This is a genomic window from Lentzea sp. HUAS TT2, from assembly GCF_051853195.1.
Taxonomy (GTDB): Bacteria; Actinomycetota; Actinomycetes; order Mycobacteriales; family Pseudonocardiaceae; genus Lentzea.
In genome coordinates, this window is record NZ_CP196667.1 from 6,273,584 (window position 1) to 6,294,276 (window position 20,693).

General features: G+C 69.5%; 27 protein-coding genes. 10 read left to right on the forward strand and 17 right to left on the reverse strand.

What is annotated here, in order from left to right; all coding sequences use genetic code 11:
• The first annotated feature begins 30 nt into the window (after positions 1 to 30).
• Complete coding sequence (locus ACSHWB_RS30520) at positions 31 to 927, forward strand: alpha/beta fold hydrolase (protein ID WP_439656722.1); 897 nt, start codon at positions 31 to 33, stop codon at positions 925 to 927.
• Here ACSHWB_RS30520 and ACSHWB_RS30525 read toward each other — a convergent pair.
• From ACSHWB_RS30525 to ACSHWB_RS30545, 5 genes are all read right to left on the reverse strand, one after another.
• Positions 924 to 1,346, reverse strand: coding sequence for a MarR family winged helix-turn-helix transcriptional regulator (locus ACSHWB_RS30525; protein WP_439656723.1), 423 nt, complete (start codon positions 1,344 to 1,346; stop codon positions 924 to 926). The genes ACSHWB_RS30520 and ACSHWB_RS30525 overlap by 4 nt on opposite strands.
• A 71-nt stretch (positions 1,347 to 1,417) precedes the next feature.
• The gene (locus ACSHWB_RS30530; RefSeq protein WP_439656724.1) at positions 1,418 to 1,753 is read right to left on the reverse strand and encodes a VOC family protein; all 336 of its coding nucleotides are present in this window, start codon (positions 1,751 to 1,753) and stop codon (positions 1,418 to 1,420) included.
• Positions 1,754 to 1,819: 66 nt separating this feature from the next.
• Entirely contained in the window at positions 1,820 to 2,611 is a 792-nt protein-coding gene (locus ACSHWB_RS30535; protein WP_439656725.1) for a hypothetical protein, read from the reverse strand.
• Positions 2,611 to 3,804 carry an RNA polymerase sigma factor gene (locus ACSHWB_RS30540; protein ID WP_439656726.1) on the reverse strand — a complete coding sequence of 398 codons (1,194 nt, stop codon included), beginning with the start codon at positions 3,802 to 3,804 and terminating at the stop codon, positions 2,611 to 2,613. Before ACSHWB_RS30540 ends, ACSHWB_RS30535 begins: the two co-directional genes overlap by 1 nt.
• Positions 3,801 to 4,163 carry a YciI family protein gene (locus ACSHWB_RS30545; protein ID WP_439664696.1) on the reverse strand — a complete coding sequence of 121 codons (363 nt, stop codon included), beginning with the start codon at positions 4,161 to 4,163 and terminating at the stop codon, positions 3,801 to 3,803. The genes ACSHWB_RS30540 and ACSHWB_RS30545 overlap by 4 nt, the downstream gene beginning before the upstream one ends.
• 387 nt (positions 4,164 to 4,550) lie before the next feature.
• Here ACSHWB_RS30545 and ACSHWB_RS30550 point away from each other — a divergent pair, with 387 nt between their 5' ends.
• The 7 genes from ACSHWB_RS30550 to ACSHWB_RS30580 are packed head-to-tail and all read left to right on the forward strand — an operon-like array spanning position 4,551 to position 7,318.
• Positions 4,551 to 4,862: a gas vesicle protein gene (locus tag ACSHWB_RS30550; RefSeq protein WP_439656727.1), complete on the forward strand. Its 312-nt coding sequence runs from the start codon at positions 4,551 to 4,553 to the stop codon at positions 4,860 to 4,862.
• Positions 4,863 to 4,879: 17 nt separating this feature from the next.
• Complete coding sequence (locus tag ACSHWB_RS30555; RefSeq protein ID WP_439656728.1) at positions 4,880 to 5,185, forward strand: gas vesicle protein; 306 nt, start codon at positions 4,880 to 4,882, stop codon at positions 5,183 to 5,185.
• Positions 5,182 to 5,865 carry a GvpL/GvpF family gas vesicle protein gene (locus tag ACSHWB_RS30560; RefSeq protein WP_439656729.1) on the forward strand — a complete coding sequence of 228 codons (684 nt, stop codon included), beginning with the start codon at positions 5,182 to 5,184 and terminating at the stop codon, positions 5,863 to 5,865. Before ACSHWB_RS30555 ends, ACSHWB_RS30560 begins: the two co-directional genes overlap by 4 nt.
• Positions 5,858 to 6,016, forward strand: coding sequence for a gas vesicle protein GvpJ (gene gvpJ / locus ACSHWB_RS30565; RefSeq protein WP_439656730.1), 159 nt, complete (start codon positions 5,858 to 5,860; stop codon positions 6,014 to 6,016). Before ACSHWB_RS30560 ends, gvpJ (ACSHWB_RS30565) begins: the two co-directional genes overlap by 8 nt.
• A complete protein-coding gene (locus ACSHWB_RS30570; protein WP_439656731.1) occupies positions 6,013 to 6,282 on the forward strand; it encodes a gas vesicle protein K in 270 nt (89 codons plus the stop codon). The genes gvpJ (ACSHWB_RS30565) and ACSHWB_RS30570 overlap by 4 nt, the downstream gene beginning before the upstream one ends.
• Positions 6,279 to 6,614 carry a gas vesicle protein GvpJ gene (gene gvpJ / locus ACSHWB_RS30575; protein ID WP_439656732.1) on the forward strand — a complete coding sequence of 112 codons (336 nt, stop codon included), beginning with the start codon at positions 6,279 to 6,281 and terminating at the stop codon, positions 6,612 to 6,614. Before ACSHWB_RS30570 ends, gvpJ (ACSHWB_RS30575) begins: the two co-directional genes overlap by 4 nt.
• Complete coding sequence (locus ACSHWB_RS30580; RefSeq protein WP_439656733.1) at positions 6,611 to 7,318, forward strand: GvpL/GvpF family gas vesicle protein; 708 nt, start codon at positions 6,611 to 6,613, stop codon at positions 7,316 to 7,318. Before gvpJ (ACSHWB_RS30575) ends, ACSHWB_RS30580 begins: the two co-directional genes overlap by 4 nt.
• A gap of 103 nt (positions 7,319 to 7,421) precedes the next feature.
• Here the strand turns inward: ACSHWB_RS30580 and trxA are convergent, their stop codons facing one another.
• A complete protein-coding gene (gene trxA, locus ACSHWB_RS30585; protein ID WP_439656734.1) occupies positions 7,422 to 7,727 on the reverse strand; it encodes a thioredoxin in 306 nt (101 codons plus the stop codon).
• Between the two features lie 29 nt (positions 7,728 to 7,756).
• Complete coding sequence (locus ACSHWB_RS30590) at positions 7,757 to 9,484, reverse strand: cytochrome c biogenesis protein DipZ (RefSeq protein ID WP_439656735.1); 1,728 nt, start codon at positions 9,482 to 9,484, stop codon at positions 7,757 to 7,759.
• 228 nt (positions 9,485 to 9,712) lie between these two features.
• Between ACSHWB_RS30590 and ACSHWB_RS30595 the strand changes: the two genes are divergently transcribed.
• On the forward strand, positions 9,713 to 10,366 hold the full coding sequence (locus ACSHWB_RS30595) for a fasciclin domain-containing protein (protein ID WP_439656736.1): 654 nt from the start codon (positions 9,713 to 9,715) through the stop codon (positions 10,364 to 10,366).
• A 63-nt stretch (positions 10,367 to 10,429) separates the two neighbouring features.
• Here ACSHWB_RS30595 and ACSHWB_RS30600 read toward each other — a convergent pair whose 3' ends face one another.
• Genes ACSHWB_RS30600 through ACSHWB_RS30640 form a run of 9 tightly spaced genes read right to left on the reverse strand, consistent with a single transcriptional unit; the run spans position 10,430 to position 18,282 of the window.
• A complete protein-coding gene (locus tag ACSHWB_RS30600; RefSeq protein ID WP_439656737.1) occupies positions 10,430 to 10,822 on the reverse strand; it encodes an NAD-binding protein in 393 nt (130 codons plus the stop codon).
• Positions 10,823 to 10,864: 42 nt separating this feature from the next.
• Positions 10,865 to 11,596: an anti-sigma factor gene (locus ACSHWB_RS30605; RefSeq protein WP_439656738.1), complete on the reverse strand. Its 732-nt coding sequence runs from the start codon at positions 11,594 to 11,596 to the stop codon at positions 10,865 to 10,867.
• A gap of 50 nt (positions 11,597 to 11,646) precedes the next feature.
• On the reverse strand, positions 11,647 to 12,426 hold the full coding sequence (locus ACSHWB_RS30610; RefSeq protein WP_439656739.1) for an isocitrate lyase/PEP mutase family protein: 780 nt from the start codon (positions 12,424 to 12,426) through the stop codon (positions 11,647 to 11,649).
• A 43-nt stretch (positions 12,427 to 12,469) separates the two neighbouring features.
• Positions 12,470 to 13,672 (reverse strand): ABC transporter permease, encoded by a 1,203-nt coding sequence (locus tag ACSHWB_RS30615; protein WP_439656740.1) that lies wholly within the window; start codon positions 13,670 to 13,672, stop codon positions 12,470 to 12,472.
• Positions 13,669 to 14,343 (reverse strand): ABC transporter ATP-binding protein, encoded by a 675-nt coding sequence (locus ACSHWB_RS30620; RefSeq protein WP_439656741.1) that lies wholly within the window; start codon positions 14,341 to 14,343, stop codon positions 13,669 to 13,671. Before ACSHWB_RS30620 ends, ACSHWB_RS30615 begins: the two co-directional genes overlap by 4 nt.
• Positions 14,340 to 15,365 (reverse strand): peptidoglycan-binding protein, encoded by a 1,026-nt coding sequence (locus ACSHWB_RS30625; RefSeq protein ID WP_439656742.1) that lies wholly within the window; start codon positions 15,363 to 15,365, stop codon positions 14,340 to 14,342. The genes ACSHWB_RS30620 and ACSHWB_RS30625 overlap by 4 nt, the downstream gene beginning before the upstream one ends.
• Positions 15,362 to 15,883 carry a hypothetical protein gene (locus ACSHWB_RS30630; protein WP_439656743.1) on the reverse strand — a complete coding sequence of 174 codons (522 nt, stop codon included), beginning with the start codon at positions 15,881 to 15,883 and terminating at the stop codon, positions 15,362 to 15,364. Before ACSHWB_RS30630 ends, ACSHWB_RS30625 begins: the two co-directional genes overlap by 4 nt.
• Before the next feature lie 40 nt (positions 15,884 to 15,923).
• Positions 15,924 to 17,609, reverse strand: coding sequence for a sensor histidine kinase (locus ACSHWB_RS30635; RefSeq protein WP_439656744.1), 1,686 nt, complete (start codon positions 17,607 to 17,609; stop codon positions 15,924 to 15,926).
• Positions 17,602 to 18,282, reverse strand: a complete 681-nt coding sequence (locus ACSHWB_RS30640; protein ID WP_439664697.1) for a response regulator transcription factor — start codon at positions 18,280 to 18,282, stop codon at positions 17,602 to 17,604. The genes ACSHWB_RS30635 and ACSHWB_RS30640 overlap by 8 nt, the downstream gene beginning before the upstream one ends.
• A 118-nt stretch (positions 18,283 to 18,400) precedes the next feature.
• Here ACSHWB_RS30640 and ACSHWB_RS30645 point away from each other — a divergent pair, with 118 nt between their 5' ends.
• On the forward strand, positions 18,401 to 19,948 hold the full coding sequence (locus tag ACSHWB_RS30645; protein ID WP_439656745.1) for a substrate-binding domain-containing protein: 1,548 nt from the start codon (positions 18,401 to 18,403) through the stop codon (positions 19,946 to 19,948).
• Position 19,949: 1 nt separating this feature from the next.
• On the opposite strand, the gene ACSHWB_RS30650 is transcribed toward ACSHWB_RS30645, so the two are convergent.
• A complete protein-coding gene (locus ACSHWB_RS30650; protein ID WP_439656746.1) occupies positions 19,950 to 20,660 on the reverse strand; it encodes a class I SAM-dependent methyltransferase in 711 nt (236 codons plus the stop codon).
• Positions 20,661 to 20,693: the final 33 nt, after the last annotated feature.

The following is a 20,693-nucleotide window of genomic DNA, read 5'->3' on the forward strand; positions in this document are numbered from 1 at the left end:
AACGGGCGCGGGATTCCTAGTGTTCTCGCCATGGCCGACAACACGAATCCTTTGCGCCGCAAGGCGATCGCCGCCACCACGATCCTGGTGGCCGTCTCGCTCGCGGCCTGCTCCACACCGAACGCCGCGAGCAGCACCCCCTCCGGCACGACGAGCGCACCCGAGTCCACCACTCGCAAGGTGACGAATGCCGAGCACGAAGTGGTCTTCCACGTGACGGAGGGGAAGCTGCCCGCACTGGTCCTGGACGCGGGCGGCGGCCTCAGCTCGTCGTACTGGAAGGACCTGGCACCACGACTGGCCAAGGCCACCGGCTCGAAGGTCATCACCTACGACCGGGCCGGCGAGGGCGAGAGCGACGAGGTGTCGGGACCGTGGCGGGTGGAGAACGCGGTGTCGGACCTGGAGGCCGGCCTCAAGGAACTCGGCGTGACCAAGGACGTTGTCCTGGTCTCGCACTCGATCGCGGGTGAGGTGGCCACGAACTTCGTGAACAAGAACCCCGGCTGGGTGCGCGGCGCGGTTCTCGTCGACGCGAACGTGCCGGACTTCTTCACCGACGAGATGCTGACGGCGTTCGCACCGGTCATCGAGAAGCAGAAGACCGCCCTGCATGCCCAGCCCTCGACCAAGAAGAACCGGCAGCTGCTGGCCGTGATGGCCGACTACGCCCAGGTCCACCGCGTCTTCCACAAGCTCGCCTGGCCGAAGGACGTGCCGGTGACCGCGATCGTCGCGTCCCAGACCCCGTTCGCCGACTCGCCCGACGCGGCGCAGCTGTGGCGGGACGGCCAGGCCCGGTTCGCGCAGGCCGGACCGAACCGGAAGCACGTGGTCGCCGAGAACACCTCGCACGAGGGAATCGTCACCGAACGCCCGGACATCGTCACCGGCGCCGTCGACGAGATGCTGAAGACCGTCCGTTAGTCCCGTTCGTAGGAGCGCGCGACCTCGCCGAACACCTTCTTGAACTCGGCGAACCGCGCGCCACCCACGAGTTCGGCGAGCCGCGCCTCGATCTCGGCGATGATCCTGCGGGCCTGCGCCATCTGGTCGAGGCCCAGCTCGGTCGGTACGACCAGCTTCGCGCGCCGGTCCGCGGGATCGGGCTGGCGGGTGACGTAGCCGAGGCGTTCCAGCTCGTCGATCAGCGTGCCCACGACCTGCTTGTGCTGGCCGGAACGTTCGGACAGCTCGCTCGCCCGCGTGCCGTCCTCGGAGATGTAGGCCATGACGGCGCCGTGGCGCGGGCGCAGGTGCTCGTGGCCCGCCTCGGCGAGGCGGGTGAAGAGCTCCTTCTGGAAGCCCGAGAGCAGGTGCGCGGAAAGGACGCCGACATCTGGCATGGGGATGATGTTAACCCGGCGGCGGCCGAGTCCGAAGAGGACGGACGGACCCGGCACGCCTGCCTCCCGGGTCAGCCCCGCGGTTCGTACAGGCTGAACGGCGTGCCCTGGTCGTCCGAGCAGTGGGCGATGCGGCCGACGTCCGGCACCGTCTGCACGTCGTCGGCCTTGCCGCCCAGCTCGGAGATCTTGCGCACGGACGCGTCGATGTCCGTGGTGTGGAAGTAGATCCGCGGCTGGGTGAGCTGGGCGTCCCTGACCGCGATCGCGCCGGCCGCGCCGTTCGTGACGAAGTGGTAGTCCTCGCCCATCTGGCTGGTCTCCCAGCCGAACACGCCCGCGTAGAACGCCCGTGCCCGCGCCGTGTCGTCGGCGGGCAGCTCGAACCAGTTGACCTGTCCGGACATCTCGATCGCTCCTTCGGTTGTCGGTGCTGACGAACGAAGGACGAGCGGGCGGGCCGGAACTCGACATCAGCGGCCGAGAACCTTCAAGCCGTGGTCGTGGTGGTCGAGCGCGGCACCGACGGCGGCGGCGACGGTGACCTCGAAGATCTCGTCCTCGGTGTGGTCCTGCCTGAGGCGGTTGATGTCCTCGTCGGTGAGGCGGTAGGAGGCGGTGCGAACCGTTGCCGCGTAGGAACCCCACGCATCACCAGCCGCGGCCGCCCGCCGGAGCCCGGTCGTCGTGCGGGCCGGCGCCTCCAGCACGGCGCGGCGGAGTTCGGCGGCGGAGCCGGAGCCCGGTCCGGTGAGGAAGCGCGGGAACCGGTAGCCGAACCTGTGCAGTGACCGGGTGCCCGACTCCAGCTGGCCCGGCAGCAGCGCGAACCCGAACGCGTTCGCGAGCCTGTTCACCACCTGCCAGACCAGGTCGACCTTCAACGCTTCCAGCATCGCCTCGTGCGGCACGCCCTGCGGAGGCGTCATGTCCTCCAGGAACGCGAGCGCCGCAACGAGTTCCGGTCGCAACGGCGAAGGATCACCGGCGATCTTGACCAGTTCGGCGTGCGTGACGGCGCAATACGGGCAGCGCAGCCGCTCAGCAGTGCGCTGCGCCATGTACTCGCGTTCGCCCGCCGTCCAGAACGACGGCCCGCGCATCGCCTGCGCGCTCAGGTCGAGGAACACCGCGCCGAAGAACTCCGGGCGGTACAACAGGGTCTTCGGCACGTCCGACATCGGGACGCGCGACACCAGCCCCGTCAGCCGGAAGAACGCCCTGGCAGGCAGCCGGTGGCCGTGGTCGAGCACGCGCAGTCGCATCAGGAGACCTCCAGGGAACGCAGCCGCCCGGCGAGGAACCGGCGGTCGGCGGGGCTGACCGCCAGGTCGTGCGCGAGCCGGTACGCCGCAACGGCTTCGGCGCGCCGGCCCAGCCGGCGCAGCAGGTCGGCACGGGCGGAGTGCAGCAGGTGGTAGGAGTCCAGGCCGGTGATCCCGTCGATCAACGCCAGCCCGGCCGCGGGCCCCTCGGCCATCGCGACGGCGACGGCGTGGTTGAGCTCGACCACCGAAGTCGGTGCCACCGCGAGGAGTTCGGCGTACAGGGCGGCCACCCGCCCCCAGTCGACCGGATCCTGCACGTGCAACGCGGCGATCACGGCGTGCAGCACGTACGGGCCGGGCGAGCCGAACCGCAGCGCGCGGTCCAGCAGCGCCATGCCCTCCGAGGTCTCATCGGTGTTCCACAGCGACCGATCCTGGTCCTCGAACAGCACGAGATCACCGTCGGGAGTGAGCCGCGCGGCGCTGCGCGAGTTGTGCAGCAGCATCAACGCCACCAGGCCGTGCGCCTCCGGTTCGTCGGGCATCAACGTGGCCACGAGCTTGCCGAGCCGCAACGCCTCCAGCCGCAACGCCGCGTCCGCTGTCGTGTAGCCGCGCGTGAAGATCAGGTAGAGCACCCCGAGCACACCCTGCAGCCGTTCGGGCAGCAGGTGGTCGGCGGGCACCTCGAACGTGATCCCGGCGTCGCGGATCTTGCGCTTGGCCCTGACCAATCGCTGGGCCAGCGCGGGTTCGGCCACGAGGAACGTGCGGGCGATCTGCGCCGCCGTGAACCCCGCGACGGCTTGGAGTGTCAGCGCCAGCCGAGCGTCCTCCGCGAGTGCCGGGTGGCAGCAGGTGAAGATCAGGCTCAGGCGCTCGTCACCGAGGTCGACGAGCTGTTTCTCCGTCATCGTGACCGGCTCCGGGGGCGCGGGCAGCTTCGTGCGGGTCATCCGAACGTGCCGCAGCCGGTCCAGGGCGTGGTTGCGGGCCACGGTGAGCAGCCAGGCGAACGGGTCGTCCGGCACTTGTGAACGCGGCCATTTCCGCAACGCCTGCGAACATGCCTCCTGCAACGCGTCCTCGGCCAGCTCGAAGTCGCCCAGCGCCCGCACCAGCGCCGCGAGCATCCGGGACCGGTGCTCGCGGTACACCCGTTCGACCGCGGCCGACGCGAGATCGCTCATGCCACCCCGTGGTTCAGGCCGGGGATGTGGTCGACGGGCCGCACCTCGATCGTCGCGCCGAAGTGCGCCTGCGGGATCATCTCGGCCAGCTCCAGCGCCTCGTCGAGATCACGGCAGTCGAGCAGGTAGTACCCGCCGAGGTGCTCGTGCGTCTCCGCGAACGGCCCGTCGGTGAGCAGCGCCTTGCCGTCCCGCACCCGCACCGTCGTCGCGGTGGCCACGGGCTTCAGCGGGTCACCGGACACGAACACGCCCCGCCGCCGGCACTCGTCGGCGAACGCGTTCACCCGCGTGAGGATCTCCTCGAACCTCGGGTCGCCGGGGTGCGGGCGGTCCTCGCAGTTGTAGATCAAGAACATGTAGTGCACGCGTGCCCTCCAGTCGTCTTACCGAGGACGAACGAGACCTCTGGAAGTCGACATTCGAGCACGCGTTGTTTCTCACGGCGCGGCGAGCGCCCCGTGGAAGGGGCCAGGGTCGACGACGGCAGCCAGTACTACTACCCGGGCCGGTCCGGCCTCAGCGCCCGCCGCACTGCTCCTCCCGGTGAACACCAAGGACAGGACCGCGACCGGCCACGTCCCCGCCGGCCGCTGTCGTGCGTTCCAACGGACGCGGGTGAGACGCCTTTCGGCACAGCAGGCAAGGGACAGCCGGACCAGTATTCGACTCGTTCGACAGCGCGAGTGAATGTGTCAAATGTTCTTGTTGGCAATTCCGGCAACGCTCGGTCCCGTATGCCTAAGATGTTTCTAGTGGGCGTAGAATCGAACGATACTCATCCACCTGGCAAACCTGAGAAGTTGAGCGCGCCATTCGCCATTCGCGCTGCGACTGAGCAGTTCGGTGCTCTGTTCGGCAGGGCGCCGGAAGCTGTTTCGGGGATACGCGCGCTGCCGGATGGCGGCTGGTCGGTGCTGGTCGACGTCGTCGAGCTCGAACGAATCCCCGCCACCACCAGCATCATCGCCACCTATCGCGTCGACGTCGACCCGACCGGTGAGCTGTGCGCCTGCGAGCGACTCAGGCGCTACACCCGTGGAACTACTGACATGTGACGGGATGGTCGCGAGAGGTGAACAACACATCCAGTTCGCTCGCCGACACATTGGAACGGGTTCTCGACAAAGGCGTCGTGATCGTCGGCGACATTGCCGTGTGCGTGGTGGACATCGAGCTCCTCACGCTGCGGGTTCGGCTGTTCATCGCATCCGCGCAGACAGCGCGTGAAATGGGAATGGACTGGTGGACGAACGATCCGTTCTTCACGCCGAAAGCAGTGGATCCGGATATCGGGAAGAACGAGCTGGCCCAGGCGAACGCCGACCTGCGCGACCGCGTCGCGGCGTTGGAGCGGGCACTGGGGGAGGAACGGGCGTGAGACGCGGCCTGTACGCCTACGCGATCACCAGGGCCCGCCAGATCGACCTGGAAGGGGCCTGGCTGATCAGCCATCGGGGCCTGGCTCTGGTCGTGGCCGAGGTGGACCTCGACCGGTTCACCGGGCTCGACTGCGACGAACTCGACGAGGACAGCCCGTTGGCCGTGCTGGTCCGCGAGCACGACGCCGTGGTGCGCACCGTGTTCCGGCACGAACCGGTGTTGCCGTTGCGGTTCGGCACCGTCCTCGACGGCGCCGACGCCGCCGTACAACTGCTCAGTGCCCGTCACGTGGAGGCGCTGGCCTGGCTGGACGGAGTGGAGGGACGGCAGGAGTGGGGTGTGCGGGTCCGCGCGGCCGCGCGTGAACCGGTGAACCTGGACGGGGTGTCGGGAACGGCCTACCTGGTGCAGCGGCGTGCACTGCTGGCCGCCGCCGAGAACGCCCGTCGTGACGTCGCTGTCGTGCATCAGGAACTGTCCAGGCGAGCCGCCGAGAGCACCTTCCGCGAGCTCGCGGGCGATCTGCTCCTCGAGGCGGCGTACCTGGTCGACACCGGAAGCGAGGAGGACTTCCGAGCCGAGGTCCACCGGCTGACCGGGGAACTGGGGCTGTCGGCGGAGATCACCGGGCCGTGGCCGCCGTACTCGTTCACGAGAGTGGAGTTCGCCGATGCCTGAACACAGCACCACGACCTTGGTCGACCTGCTCGACCGCGTCGTGCACCGGGGTGCGGTCGTGCGCGGCGACGTGGTCATCACGCTCGCGGGTGTCGAGCTGATCCGGCTCGACCTGCGGTTGCTGCTGATCGGCCTGGGCAGCGCCCGGTGAGCGCGCAGGACGCGGGCAAAGGGCTCGGCCGGATCGTCGTGGCGGTCCTGGAGATCGTGTGTGAACTGCTCGAACGCCAAGCGCTGCGCCGGGTGGACGCCGGCACCCTCACCGACGTGGAGGTCGAGAACCTCGGCCTGGCGCTGGTCTCGCTGCAACGCCAGTTCGTGGCGCTGCGCGAAGCACTCGGAGAACCGGACACCTCCGCGGTACGGCTTCCCGTCGACATCGCGAGCCTGCTGCACGAAGAGAGGACATCATCGTGACCGCTCCCGCCACGCAGAACTCGGGCGGCCTGGCCGACGTGCTGAACGTCCTGCTGGACAAGGGACTCGTGATCGACGCGTCGGTGCGCGTCTCGCTGATCGGCATCGAGATCCTGGCCATCGAGATCAAGGTCGTGATCGCCAGCGTCGACACCTACATCCGGTACCTGGAGGCCATGCACCGCCTGGAGACGGTCCGGCGAGGAGCGGTCGTACCGCCGCCCGTCTCCCAGGGCATCGGCGGCACCTACGGCCTGCTGGCCTCCGCGGTCCCTGCCATGGTCACCCCCGCCGTGGTCACCCCGGTGCCAGCGGAGGAAGTCCAACCGTGAGCCTGCACCTGCACGCCGTCGTCCGCGCGACCCATCGACTGCCGGACGGTTCGTCGTTCCGGCTGGTCGAGCTGGAGGACGTCGCCGTCGTCGTCAGCGAGCATCCCGATGGCCGCGTGCTGACCGAGCAGGAGGCCGTCGACGACCTGGCAGGGTTGTGCGCGCTGTTACCGGACGGACCGGTGGTGCCGCTGCGCATCGGCACCACCGCTGTGGACGAGACCGCCGCCCGTGCCGCCGTGCACGCGCTGTCCGTGCCGACGGTACGAGACCGGCTGAACCAGCTCGACGGTGTGGCGGAGATGCATGTGCGCCTGGTGTTCGACGAGGACACCGCACTACGCGCCATCCACAACGAGAGCGGCTTCACCGGCGGCGGGACCGATCTCGCCGCCACCATCGCACAGGGCGAACGGATCGCCAGACAGATCGTGGCCTGGCGTCGGAACCAGGCCGACGGAATGCTCGCAGCAGTGTCAGCCATCGCTCTCGCGGTGGCACTGCTCGACCCGCCTGTGCACACCGAGGAACACCGCGCGTACCTGGTTCCGCTCGGCAAGGTCGAGGCCGTGCGAGACGTTGTCGCCGCACTGGACGGCGTCACAGCGATCTGCACCGGTCCGTTGCCCGCGTTCCACTTTCTCGACCTGGCACCACAACACCCGCGCCAACCGGGCGAGCGGGCATCGCGCTGGGGCTGGTAGATCCCAGCTCTGGCGGCATTCCGCTTTCGTTCGCCTGATGACCGAGGTGGCTCACCAGGCCCCACGACCCCGGTCCGCACCATCGCGGTGTGGTCGCTGGTGTTCAGAGCCAGGTCGACAGCGCCTTGACGATGTCGGCGCGCTTGCGTGGTGCGGTGAGAGTTGCGACGGGCTCTCCGCCGGAGAACAGCATCAGGGTGGGGATGCTGAGCACGCTGTAGCGGACCGCGATGTCGGGGTGGGCATCGATGTCGACCTTCACCACGGAGATCTTGTCCTGGTGTTCCTGGGCGATGTCGGTGACGACCGGGCTCAGCGACTTGCACGGGCCGCACCAGGGCGCCCAGAAGTCGACCAGCACGGGCTTGTCCGCGCCCAGAACGTCGCTGTCGAAGGAATCGGTGGTCACGTCGGCGAGTGTCATGGTGATGTTCCTGATCATCCGAAGGTGAAGGAGAAGGCCTGGACGCCGGGGCCGACCGTTGCGGTGAGCGAGCCGCTTTGGATCGTCGTCGTGGCCAGGAGCTGGTAGGAGTTCGGGGTGCCGTCGACCTGGATGGTCTTGGTCTGGTCGCCGTTCTGGATGGTGACGGTTCCCTTGCCGGACAGGACCATCCGGACTTCCTTGGCGCGGTAGTTGAGCTTGATCTGCCCGGAGTCGCCGGTGGGGGTGATGGACTGGGTGTCGAGCTTCCAGGCGCCGGAGAGCGCGAACGTGTCGGTGGCCTGGTTCTCGGGGAACTGGAAGGACTTGTCGCCGCTGGTGTACTGCTCGGTGCCGGCGAAGTTCACGCGCTTGGTGGAGCCGAGGTAGGTCTCGCGGGTGATGTCGGCGTTGTCCGGGGTGTCGTCGGCCAGTTCGGTGGCGGCCGGGAGTTTCGTTTCGGGGTTGGCGTCGATCAGCAGCTGGCGGATGAGCTTCTCGGTGACCTTGTAGTCGCCTTCGCCGAACTTGATGTGCCGCACGGTGCCCTGGGCGTCGATGAGGTAGTGCGCGGGCCAGTAGCGGTTGCGGTAGTTGGTCCAGGTGCCGAGGTTGTTGTCCAGGGCGACCGGGTAGGTGATGCCGAAGTTCTTCGCGGCGGCCTCGACGTTGTCCGCTTCCTTCTCGAACGCGTACTCGGGGGAGTGGACGCCGATTACTTCCAAGCCGGCGTCGCGGTAGGCCTTGTCCCAGGCGACGACGTGCGGGATGGAGCGCTGGCAGTTGATGCAGGAGTAGGCCCAGAAGTCGAGCATGACGACCTTGCCCTGCAACGACTTCAGCTCCAGTGGCTGGGAGTTGACCCACTGCTGGATGCCGGTGATGTCCGGTGCGGTGCCGCAGCTCTCCAGCTCCGGGGCGCCGTCGGAGCACTTGTCGAGGTCCTTGTTCTGGTCGTTGACCAGGCCGCCGAGGTTGAGCGCGCGCTTGACCTGCTCGGAGTTGTTCACCTTGTCCTGCAACGAACTGGTGTAGTCCGGGATCACGCGCTGCAGCAGCTGCGGCAGGTTGAACACCAGGCCGAACGCGAGCGCGATCATCACGACGCCGGCGGTGATGCGGATGCCGCGCTGGCGCTTGCGGAAGGACTGCACGCGTTCGGCGACGCGGCGGCCGGCGAGCGCGAAGATCAGCAGCGGGATGGCCGCGCCGACGGCGAACGTGAGCGTCAGCACGACGGTCTCGGTGCCGATCCGGCCGGTCGAGCCGGCCACGGTGATGGCGGCCAGGACCGGTCCGGCGCAAGGAACGTAGACGGCGCCCAGCGCCAGGCCGAGGGTGAAGCCGCCGCGGGTCGCGTCCGGGTTGCGTTGCGGGATCCAGGAGAACGGCTTCTCCAGCAGCTGCTCGAAGCGCGGCACGATCAGGCCGATGCCGATCAGGACGAGTACGACGATGCCGCCCCAGCGCAGCACGTCCTGCGGCAGGTTGAGGACGGTCAGCAGCAGCGAGCCGAACAGCGTGACGAGGCTGAAGCTGACGACGAGTCCGGCGATCACGAGGTAGGGCCGGGTGCGCGACGCGGGCTTGGTCGCCACGGCCACCCCGCCTGACCCCGGCGTCGTGGAACGGGCGCTCTGGGTGCCGCCGGAGAAGAAGATGACGGGAAGGACGGGAAGGATGCACGGCGAGATACCGGTGACCAGGCCGCCGATCAGACCGATCAGTGCGAGGGTCAACATGTGGGGCCTACTCGGATTGACGGAAGTGTGCGATGTCAGTGCTTCGCAGCCGGACACATCCCGGATTGCCCTTGTGGCACAAGTACCTGTGACACGGAGGAGTGAGCGGTGACAGTCGACTGTGGACGATGGGACCGGTTTGTAACGGATCGATAACCAGACCCATCCGTTCTCCTAGGGGCGGCGAATCACAGGCAACAACCCCCGTTCACCTTGGAGATGTCCGTCATGAACAAGACCGTCCGCAACACCGTCCTCGCCATCGGCACCGCCTCACTCGCGCTGTTCGGCGCGGCGTGCGGTTCGGGAGACATGGCGAGCAGCAGCTCCTCCACCGCACCGACCTCCGCCACCTCGTCGGCGCCGTCGTCGGCCGCGATGGCCGACCCGGCCAAGGACCTCGTCGGCCCCGGTTGTGCCGACTACGCGAAGCAGGTTCCGTCCGGTTCGGGTTCCGTGAGCGGCATGGCCGCCGACCCGGTCGCCGTCGCCGCGAGCAACAACCCGCTGCTCACGACCCTGGTCGCGGCGGTGTCCGGCAAGCTCAACCCGAAGGTGAACCTGGTCTCGACGCTCAACGGCGCCGAGTTCACCGTGTTCGCGCCGGTCGACTCGGCGTTCGCGAAGATCGACCCCGCGACGATCGAGAAGCTCAAGACCGATGACGCGCTGCTGACCAAGATCCTGACCTACCACGTCGTCCCCGGCCAGATCACGCCCGACAAGATCGCCGGCGACCAGAAGACCGTGCAGACCGGCACCGTGAAGGTCACCGGCTCCGGCAACGCCATCAAGGTCAACGACTCCAATGTCATCTGCGGCGGCGTGAAGACCGCCAACGCGACCGTGTACCTCATCGACTCGGTCCTGATGCCCGCCTGACATCTCCAGGGCATCAGTACCGCGACTCCGGGAACCGCGCTGTACAGGCGGTTTCCGGAGTTTTCACGTCTGCTGGTCGTCCGTGTTCTGTCGCATGTGGATGGTGACGATCCCGCCGGACGCGAAGATCGCGTGGTTCTCCGGCTCGCGCAGGACGACCACGATCAGGGTGTCGGGGTTGTACGGCCGGACCGCTCTCGTGATCAGGAACGCGTTGAGGTCGTCCGGCACCGCGACGATGACACGGTCGGCGCTGTCGGCGGATGTCCGGTCGAGCGCGCATCTGTCCCGCCCGTCGCCGACGAACGCGGTGGCACCGTTGGCCGTGGCTTCGGCGACAGCGAGGAAGTCGGTGTCCAGCACCGTCAGCCGGGCGTCCGGCTGTGACGCCAGCACGGAGTTCACCGCCCTGCGTCCCGTGTCGCCATAGCCGATGACGAGGATGTGATCGGTCACAAGCGGGATTCGGCGTGCTGCCCCGACCGGATTGCGTCCGATTCAGCGAAGGGCGAGGGTGAGGACCCGCTGGCCGGTCGGGCTCGGGGAACCGCCCGCCGGCTCGACGGTGAGAACGGCTTCGCCGACCCCCTCGACCCCGCTCACGAGCAAGGACGTCACGTCGTCCGCAGGACGCGCGATGCCCGCCGATCGTGGACCGTGGCCGTCGTTCAACCAGAGCTGGTAGACGCGGTCGCGCGACAGCGTGTGCAGGCCGTGTGCCAGGAAGAGCATCTCGTTGCGGCTGAGTGACATCGCCACCGTGGCCGCCGGCTCTCCTGCCGTGACGATCCGCAGGTCAGGCGCTGCCAGCAGATCGCCGATCCGAGTGTGGGGAGAGGCGGCCACCGGGGTGATCACCGACGGGGTCAGCGCGCCGTGCACACCGGCCACCGCCGCGGCGACCACGCAGGCAGCCGAGATGAGCACCGCAGCGCGTCGAAAGCTCTGGCGCCGCGAAGGACCTCTCTCGAACTGAGGGGTCGGCGGCACCTGCCGAGTGCGCCGGACCGCGTGCAGCACCTCCGGCCGGAGGGCTGTGGGGACGACGTGGTCCACGGCGCTGCCGAGCCGGGCCGCGGTCTCGGTCAGTCCGGCCATCTCGGCCGTGCAACCAGGGCACGTGTCCAGGTGTGCCTCGAACTCGGCGCGCTCGGCGGCCGTCAGCGCGCCGAGCGCGTGAGCACCGGTCAGCAGGTGCGGATTGGTCGCACGTGTCTCTCCCGGTTTCACACCTCTACTTCGTAGCCACAGGCTGATCGGATTGCGTCCTGATAGGACTGTCAGTTCAGCTTGCGGGTGCCGTCGGGCAGTCCGCCGCCCGCGTAGACGTCCTCGGCGAGCTGGGCCAGCGCGGTGAGTGCGACGTTCTGGCTCCACGGCCCGTAGGACACGCGCGAGACGCCGAGCTTCTGCGCCGTGGCCAGGGGGATCGAGCCGGGGACGCCGATCAGGTTGACCTTGCGCTCACCCAGCGCCTCGACCAGCCGTTCGACCTGGGTGGTGTCGAGCTTGCCCGGCACGAAGACGTTCGAGGCCCCCGCGTCGAGGTAGGCGCGGCCGCGGGCGATCGCCTCGGCCAGCACGTCCTCAGGGTCGCGGTCGCCCGCCCTGACGAACGCGTCGGTGCGGGCGTTGAGCACGAAGTCGACCCCGGCGGCCTGCGCGGCGGCGACCGCGGCCTCGACCGCGCGCACCGACTCGTCGAGCGGCTTCATCTGGTCCTCGAGGTTGGCACCCACCGCACCGACGTCGATGGCCCGCGCGATCGTGCCGCCGGGGTCGCCGTAGCCGGCTTCCAGGTCGGCGGTGACCGGCAGGTCCCCTGCGACGCGCACGATCAGCGCGACCTCGGCGATCATCTCGTCGCGGGGGATCTTCTCGCCGTCCGGGTAGCCGCGGGAGGCCGCGATGCCGTGGCTGGGCGTGGCGAGCGCCTGGGTGCCGGGAGTCTCGGCGACCACCTTCGCGGTGATCGCGTCCCACACGTTGACGACGAGCAACAACTCCGGTGCCGCGTGCAGTTCCTGAAGGCGCTTGGCTTTGTCTGCCGTGGAGGTCATGACAGCCTTTCTACCTCCACTCGGCCGGATGCGTCGGATGGGCTCATGGCGCGGCGAGCGCCTCCGTCGGGGTGAGCCGCGACGCCCGCACCGCCGGATAGACCCCGGCGACCACGCCCGTCACGACCGCCGCGCCGAGCCCGGCCAGGACCATCTCGGCGGGGATCACCGCGGGCCAGTTGTGCGCGAACGCGTATCCGGCAGTTCCTGTCAGCCCCAACAACACGCCTGCGACGCCACCGAGCAGGCACAGCACGACCGACTCCGTCAGGAACTGCGTGCGGATCTGGCCGCGGTGGGCACCCAGCGCCCGGCGCAGCCCGATCTCGCGCTTGCGTTCCAGCACGGAGATCACCATCGTGTTCGCGACCCCGATGCCGCCGACCAGCAACGCCACTCCGGCCAGACCCAGCATCAGCGCCGAGAAGGTGTTCTCGGTGAGGCGCTTGGCCGTGAGCGCGTCGGACGGGCGGCTGACCCGCACCTGGGACGGCTGCTGCGGGTAGACGGTCTGCGGCAGCACCGCCCGCACGTCGTCGATCACGGGCTCCTGCGCCCGGAGGTAGAGCACGGTCGGCCGCTGGTCGAAGCCGAGGTTCCTCGCCGACTCCCAGCCGACCAGCGCCGATCGTTCGAGCTCTGGCGCGAGCGGCAGGGGGTCGAGGATGCCGATCACCGTGAACCACGTGTCGTTGATCCTGATCTGGGCGTCCGGCTCGGTGATGCCGAGCCGGGTGGCGGCGATGTCGCCGAGCACGACGGCCGGGAACTTCTCGGTGGCCTCGTTGAGGAACGAGCCGGTGCGCACGCGGCCGTTGATCGTGTCGAGGAGGTTGAGCTTAGTGGCGAGCACGGTCAGCCCGGACGTCTCCGAGTCGGGGATGCGGTCGGAGCGGCGGATCACGGCGTGCGTGTTCGCGACCGCGCTGACCTGGTCGGCCGGGTCGATGCGCTCGACCATCGCGACGGAGTCCGGTGGCAGTGAGGCGGCCTCGTTGTCGGTGCCGGTGGCGGCCTCGGCGCGCAGCAGGTTGGTGCCCAGCGCGGCGAACTCCTCCATCAGGGCGGCGCGGCTCGACGCCGGGATGCCGGTGACCACGACGAGGGTGGCGATGCCGATGGAGATGCCGAGCGCGGACAGCACGGCCCGCATCGGCCTGGTCCGGAGCGGGGACAGGCCGAGCAGCAGGAGGTCGGCCACGCTGAGCCGGGTGGGTTTGACGTCACGCGGGTTGGCGCGGGTCACGCGGGCACCTCCGCGCGGATGCGGCCGTCGCGGATCTCCACCTGGCGCGGTAACCGGGCCGCCACCTCGCGGTCGTGCGTGATCACGGCGAGCGTCGTGCCCTCGTGGTTCAGGTCGAGCAGCAGGTCCAGCACCGCGCCTCCGGTCGCCGTGTCCAGGGCTCCGGTCGGTTCGTCGGCCAGGACCAGCGCGGGGCGGTTCACCACGGCCCGTGCGATGGCGACGCGCTGGCGTTCGCCACCGGACAGTTCGTGCGGCCGGTGCCTGAGCCGATGGCCGAGACCGACGCGGGTCAGCGCCTCGGTCGCCATCGCCGTGCGCCACTTGCGCGGGGTGCCGGCGTAGAGCAGGCCGGTTGCCACGTTGTCGATGGCCGTGAGGCCGTCCGCGAGGTGGAACTGCTGGAACACGAACCCGATCCGCCGCCCGCGCAACGCCGAGAGCTGCCGGTCGGACAGCGTCGAGATGTCGTGGCCGTCCAGCATCACCGTGCCGGTGGACGGGCGGTCGAGCGTGCCGAGCAGGTTCAGCAGCGTCGACTTGCCCGAACCCGAGGGGCCGACGATCGCGACGGCCTCACCCTCGTGCAGCGTCAGGGAAACGCCGTCGAGAGCGCGCACGCCGCCCGCGTACTCCTTGACGGCGTTGACGATCTGGAGGACCGGGATCATGACGTCGTCACCACCTGCATGCCCTCGCTGACGCCACCGCCGCTGATCTCTACGAGGCCGCCGGCGAACAGGCCGGTCTTCACCGCGACGAGCCCGCCTTCCTCGGTCTGCACGGCGTAGCCGCCCTCGCGCAACGCCAGCAGCGCGGTCACCGGCACGGCCAGGACGCCCTGCCGTGCGGTGCTCGTCACGCGCAGACGCACCGGGCCGGAGTCGAACTCGCCGACCTCCGCGTCCAGGCCGATGTCCACGGCGATCACCGGGGTCTCCTCGCCGCTGCTGCTCTTCTCGGACTTGGCCTCGGTGCTCACCGACCGCACGGTGCCCGCGGTCTCGGTGCCGTTGGGCAGCACCACGGTCACCTTCAGGTCCTTTTTGAACACTTCGGCCTGCCGCGCGTCGATCGAGGCGTCGACGGCCTTGCCCGTCGCGGTCACGCTCATCAGCGGACCCTCGCCGGACGCCGACAGCTTCGCGGTGACCGTCTCGACGCGCACTTTCCCCGACAGCACAACGACGTCACCGGGGTCGAGCACACCGCTCTCCTCGACCTTCTCGGCCTTCTGCCAGCGCTTGACCGCGTCGATCGTGGCCTGTGTCAGCTCGTCGGCCGCGCCGCCGAGCTTGTACCCGAGCGCACCCAGGTTGTCCTTCACGATCTTGACGTCCGGGCCCTTGATCCCGGCCTTGTCGAGCTTGCGCCACAACGGGGTGTCACCGAAGAACAACCACACCGGCCGGTTGTCCACTTTGTACACGGCGGCACCGCGGTCGACGGCCGTGCCAGGGGCCGGGAGCCAGGTGAGCGTCCCCGGACGGCGTCCGGTCACCTCCTGCGCGGCGCCGAAACCGAGAGTGGCCTTGAACTCGCGGACGTCGGTCAGATCGGTCTTCACCACGGCAACGGTCTGCGGCGCAGGCGGGGGAGCGGACTGAGCGGGGGCGCGACGCGTCCAGGTGAGCGCTAACACTCCGCTGACCAGGACTAGCGCGACGACACCGGCGATGATCCACCGCTTCACTTACGTCCCCCGCCGAAGACTTCCTGCTCGCAGTCCTCCTCGATCTTGCGGCGCTGGTCCTCCGGCAGGGTCTGCTCGCCGTCGTAGGTCCAGCTGCCGGGCTCGGTCTCGATGACCTTCATGCCGCGGCTGTTGAGGCACTGGACGTTCTTGTGCCAGTTGTCCGCGAAGGCCGGGTTCTTCGAGTCCATCTCCCACGGCGGCAGCGGCCACTTCTTCGCGCAGGCCTTCCACGCCTCCTCGCTGTACTGCCTGCGGGTGGGGATCTCGCCCTTGGCGTCCGGGTCCTTCTCGGCCAGGCAGGCGGTGTGAGCGTCGTGCAACCGCTTCTTCTCCTCCTCGGTCATGTCCATGCGCAACCGCGGCTGCTCGCCGTCGTCCGGCTTCGCGGCAGTGGAGGAGGAGGGCGCGACCACGCCGGAGGACTGCAGGGACGCGACGTTCGTGGACGGCGGCGCGGCCTGGCTGCACGCGGAAAGCAGCAGCACGGCGGCGCCGATCACCAGCCTGGGGTTCATGGCGGCGATGCTGCCGGGCGGTTGTGAGGAAGATGTGCGCTCAGCGTGCCGGCAGCGTGATCGTGAACGTCGTCCCGCGCCCGACCTCGCTGTCCACGGTGATGGTGCCTGCGTGAGCGCTCACGATCGCGTGCACGATCGCCAGACCGAGGCCGCTGCCTCCGGTGTCGCGCGTGCGGGAGCGGTCCGCGCGCCAGAACCTGTCGAACACGTGCGGCAGGTCCTCGGCGGAGATGCCGGAGCCGGTGTCGCTCACGGTGATCCTGCCGCCCGACGAGACGAGCCGGACCGTGCCGTCCGCAGGCGTGTAGCGGAACGCGTTGGTGACGAGGTTCGTGAGGACCTGCCGCAGCCGCACCGGATCCGCGGTCACCACGCCGCCGCCCACGGCGACCAGCCCGGGATGCGCGGCGACGAGCTGGTCGAACAGGTCCCGCAGGTCTACGGGCTCGGGATGCAGCCGCAGCTCGCCGGCGTCGGCCAGCGCGAGGTCCTGCAGGTCGTCGATGAGGCGCTGCAACACCAGGGCCTCGTCGAGCAACGACGTCAGCGTGGTGCGGTCCAGCTCGACCACACCGTCGCGGGCGCCCTCCAGCCAGCTGCGGATCGTGCCGAGCGGGTTGCGCAGCTCGTGCGAGATGTCGCTGGTCATGGCCTTGCGCTGGGCGTCGGTGCGGGCCCGGTGCGCGGCCATGTCGTTGAACGCCCGCGCGAGCTGGCCGATCTCGCTGCGCGACCGGATGTCGACCTGGGCGTCGTCCCCGTGCCGCAACCGCTCGGCGGCGGCTGTGAGCGTGCGCAACGGCCTGGTCATCCGCAGCGCGACCACCACGCTGACGCCGACGGTCAGCACCAGCACGATCGCGGCGACCAGCACGATGCGGCCGACGTCGAACCTCACCACGGTCGCCTGGGTGGTCTTGCCGGCGGCGTCGGTGACGAACAGGAGCGCGGGTGGTGCCACGTAAGGCCGCAGCTGGGTCCTGCGCGCGTTCAGCAGGCACTCGGTGTTGGTGGCGGTGGGCTGCCAGGACGCGGTCATCTTGATCTGCTCGGGAGGCAGGCCGCGCTGCTTCAGGCAGTCGTCGACGAGCAGGCCCAGCTCGTTGAACGCGGCGGACTCGCCCAGTGTGAGCGTGCTCAGCCGGTTCTCGATCTCGCTGCAGGACTCCGTTGCCGGGGCGGAGACGGTCCTGTCCACGTTCACGATCGGGCGGCCCCAGGCCGTCGTCGCCGCCGTCTCCGCCTGCGCCGCCTCGCCCGCCCTGAGGCAGCGGGCCCGGTAGATCTCCGCGTCCTGGGCCAGGCTGCCCTTCTCGCGCTCGGTGAGCGCGAACGGGCCGGTGATCCTGGCGTCGATCCGGTCGGCGGGGGAGTCAGGGGCCTGGGCGAGGTCGAGCTCCAGCGGGTTGATCACCGCGGACGGCACGGCCGGCAGCTGGCTCGGGTCGAGGTTCGTACCGGTGTCGGCGAGCACCAAGCGATCGGCCGTGGTCAGGATCAACCGGGCCTTGCCCGGCTGCAGCGAGACGCCGTTCCAGTCGCGGTGCTCGACGGCGAACGTGATCAGCGAACGGTAGGTGGCGGCGTCCCCGGCCAGCGCGTTGCCGAGCTCCTGCTTGATCGACGTCGAGGTGCTCTGCGCGGCGAGCCACGCGGTCGCGGTGATAGAGCAGAGCGCGACGAGCACGGACGCGGCCAGCAGCCGCGCCAGGACGCTATGCACCGGAGCCGTCCACCAGCTTGTACCCGACGCCGTGCACGGTCAGCAGGTACGCGGGCTTGCGCGGGTGGACCTCGATCTTCTTGCGCAGGTTCATGACGTGCGCGTCGATCGTGCGGGAGGTGATGTACCCGTCGAGGCCGTGCACGGCGCTGAGCAGCTGCGCGCGGCTGAACACCCGGCCGGGACTGGCCGCCATCGTGTGCAGGATCCGGAACTCCGACGCGGTGCACTCGGCCACGTCGCCGCGCACCCGCACCTCGTGGCGGTCCGGGTCGACGGTGAGCTCGCCGAGCGCGATGTCGTTCGTGGCGGTGCGCTGGACCCGCCGCAGCAACGTGCGCACGCGCGCCACGAGCTCGCGCGGGCTGTAGGGCTTGGTGACGTAGTCGTCGGCGCCGAGGTCGAGCCCGTGCAGCAGATCGTCCTCTGTGGACTTCGCGGTGAGCATCAGCACCGGGATGTCCGTCTCGTTGCGCAACGCCCGCACGACTTCCAGGCCGTCCATCCTCGGCATCATCACGTCGAGGACCAGCAGGTCGGGCGGATCGCGGCGCACCTCGTCGAGCGCGGCGGCTCCATCGTGGACGATCCGCACCCGGTAGCCCTCCTGGCGCAGGTACCGCCCGAGCATGTCGGCCTGCATCACGTTGTCCTCGGCCACCAGCACGCACATGCCCATGCGTCGCAACATAGTCATTCGTGCCGCCGCCGCACGGCAGGAGGACTCCTTCCGCACACAATCCTCACAACCGGCATGGTGCTGGGAGGCGAGCAGACCTAAGGTGTCCGCCATGGTGCGACCACGGCGGGTGACGGCGCCCGTCGTCGGGCTCTCGGTTCTGCTCGTCCTGTCGATCGTCGCCTGGATCGGTGGAGACGTCGTCATCGACCGGCTCAACGCGGCCCGCTGCACGGACCCGGCCACGGTCCTCGTGACCGCGGCGCCCGCGGTCGCCCCGGCCCTGACCGAGGTCGCGGACCAGGTGAACGCAACAGACGACTGCTACCGCGTCGAGGTCAGGACCGAACCCGCGCGCGAGACGATGACCAGGCTCGTCGCCGGGGACGTGTCGCCCTCGGTGTGGGTGCCCGAGTCGACGACGTGGTTGCGGCAGGCGCGGGACTCCGGTGCGTGGCGGGTGCCCGAGGCAGGGATCTCGGTGGCGCGCTCGCCGGTCGTGCTCGCGGCGAAGGAGTCCGCGAAGGGCAGGAACTGGCGGGAGCTGATCGGGCCCGGTGCCACCGCCCGCGCCGGTATCGCCGACCCGGCCAAGGACCCGGCCAGCCTGTCCGCGCTGCTCGCGCTGCGCGGGTTCGCGTCGGCGGAGAAGGACCCCGCGTCGGCGACGGTCGCCGCCATCAGGCCCGTGTCCGGTGACTACGCCGAACGGGCCGAGGACCTCTTCACCCGGCCGCTGGACGTGTTCCCCACGTCCGAACAGGCACTAGAACGGCACAACTCCACGCCCGGCGCGACCCGGCTGACAGCGGTCAACCCGGAGAACCCGGTGCCGGCGCTGGACTTCCCGTACGTCGTGCTGCCCGACGCGGGCGAGGCACAGCGGGCAGGGGCGGAGAAGTTCCTGTCCCGCCTGCGGTCCGTGACCGACCTCGACCGGTTCGGCCTGCGCGCGCCCGACGACCAGGCACCCGGCCTCGACCAGGCCTTCGTCGACGAGACGCTGCGCCTGTGGAGCGGCCTCACGCTGACCGCGCGGGTGCTGGGCGTCCTGGACGTGTCGGGTTCGATGAACCAGATCGTGCCCAGGACGGGCACCACGCGGATGGCCTTGGCGGTCGGCGCGGCCGAGCGCGGTCTCGGCCTGTTCAAGCCTGGTACGCAGATCGGCCTGTGGAAGTTCTCCACCAGGCTGGACGGCGACAAGGACTACAAGGAGATCATCCCGTTCGCGTCCGTCAAGGACCACCTCGCGAGCGGCCAGGCCATCGCGGCGGTCCGGGCGACGCGGGCGACCGCGAACGGCGCCACGGGCCTCTACGACACCACCCTGGCCGCCTACCGGGAGGCCAGGAAGAACTGGGAGCTCGGGCGGATCAACATCGTCGCGATCATGACCGACGGCCGCAACGAGGACCCGGACTCGATCGGTCAGCGCGAGCTGCTGGACGAGCTGGCCAAGCTGCAGGACAAGCGCAGGCCGTTGCCGGTCATCGCGATCGGCATGGGCCCGGACGTCGACGTCGAGGAACTGACGCGGATCGCCGACGCGACCGGCGGGCGGGCCTTCACCACCGTCGATCCCGCCGGCATCAGCGACATCTTCGCGCAGGCCCTGAGCACCATGCTCTGCCAGCCGCCCGCCTGCCGCCCCCAGTAGGTCAGTACGGGTCGTACGGGCCGTCGTGGCCGAACAGCCGCGCAACCGGCCGCAGCCGCAGACGCAGCAGGACCTTGATCCACACGTTGCGCAGGAACCACGGCATCTCGGCGAGTACGCGCCTGCGATCGGCCCAGTTCGGCTCGGCCAAACGGAAGCGCGCCAGGGAGCCTGCCCGGTCGACGTACGTGTAGCGCTTGCCGCACAACACCTTCACCAGGATGCCGCTGGTGACCCCGATCGACGAGAACGCGTCGTGCACCAGGATCTCGCCGCCGGGAACGAGGTTCTCCGACCACAGCATGTCGTCGGTGTAGGTCCAGTAGTCGTGCTTGCCGTCGATGTAGAGCAGGTCGATGCGCTCGTCCCACTGACGGCGCAACGCGGTGCTGTACGACGCCTCGAGCCGCACCACGTCGGTCAGGCCCGCGCGGGCGACGTTCTTCTCGAAGCGGACGCGGGTCGGCGTGCCGCCGAAGAGCTTGCCCTCGACGAACGGGTCGACGGCGACCACCGTGGCCCCGACGGACCGCGCCGCGATGCCCAGCACCGTGGTGGATCGTCCCTGGTGGCTGCCGATCTCCACGATCCGCGCGCCGGGACCGAGCCGCAGCGCGGCTCTCCACAACATCGTGGCCTGGTCGACGGTCAACCACCCGGGAACCTGGTCACCCAGCTCCCATGCCTGCTCGAACGCTGTCGAAGATGTCATCGCCACCTGCCTGAGCAACGCCCCAGAACGGTC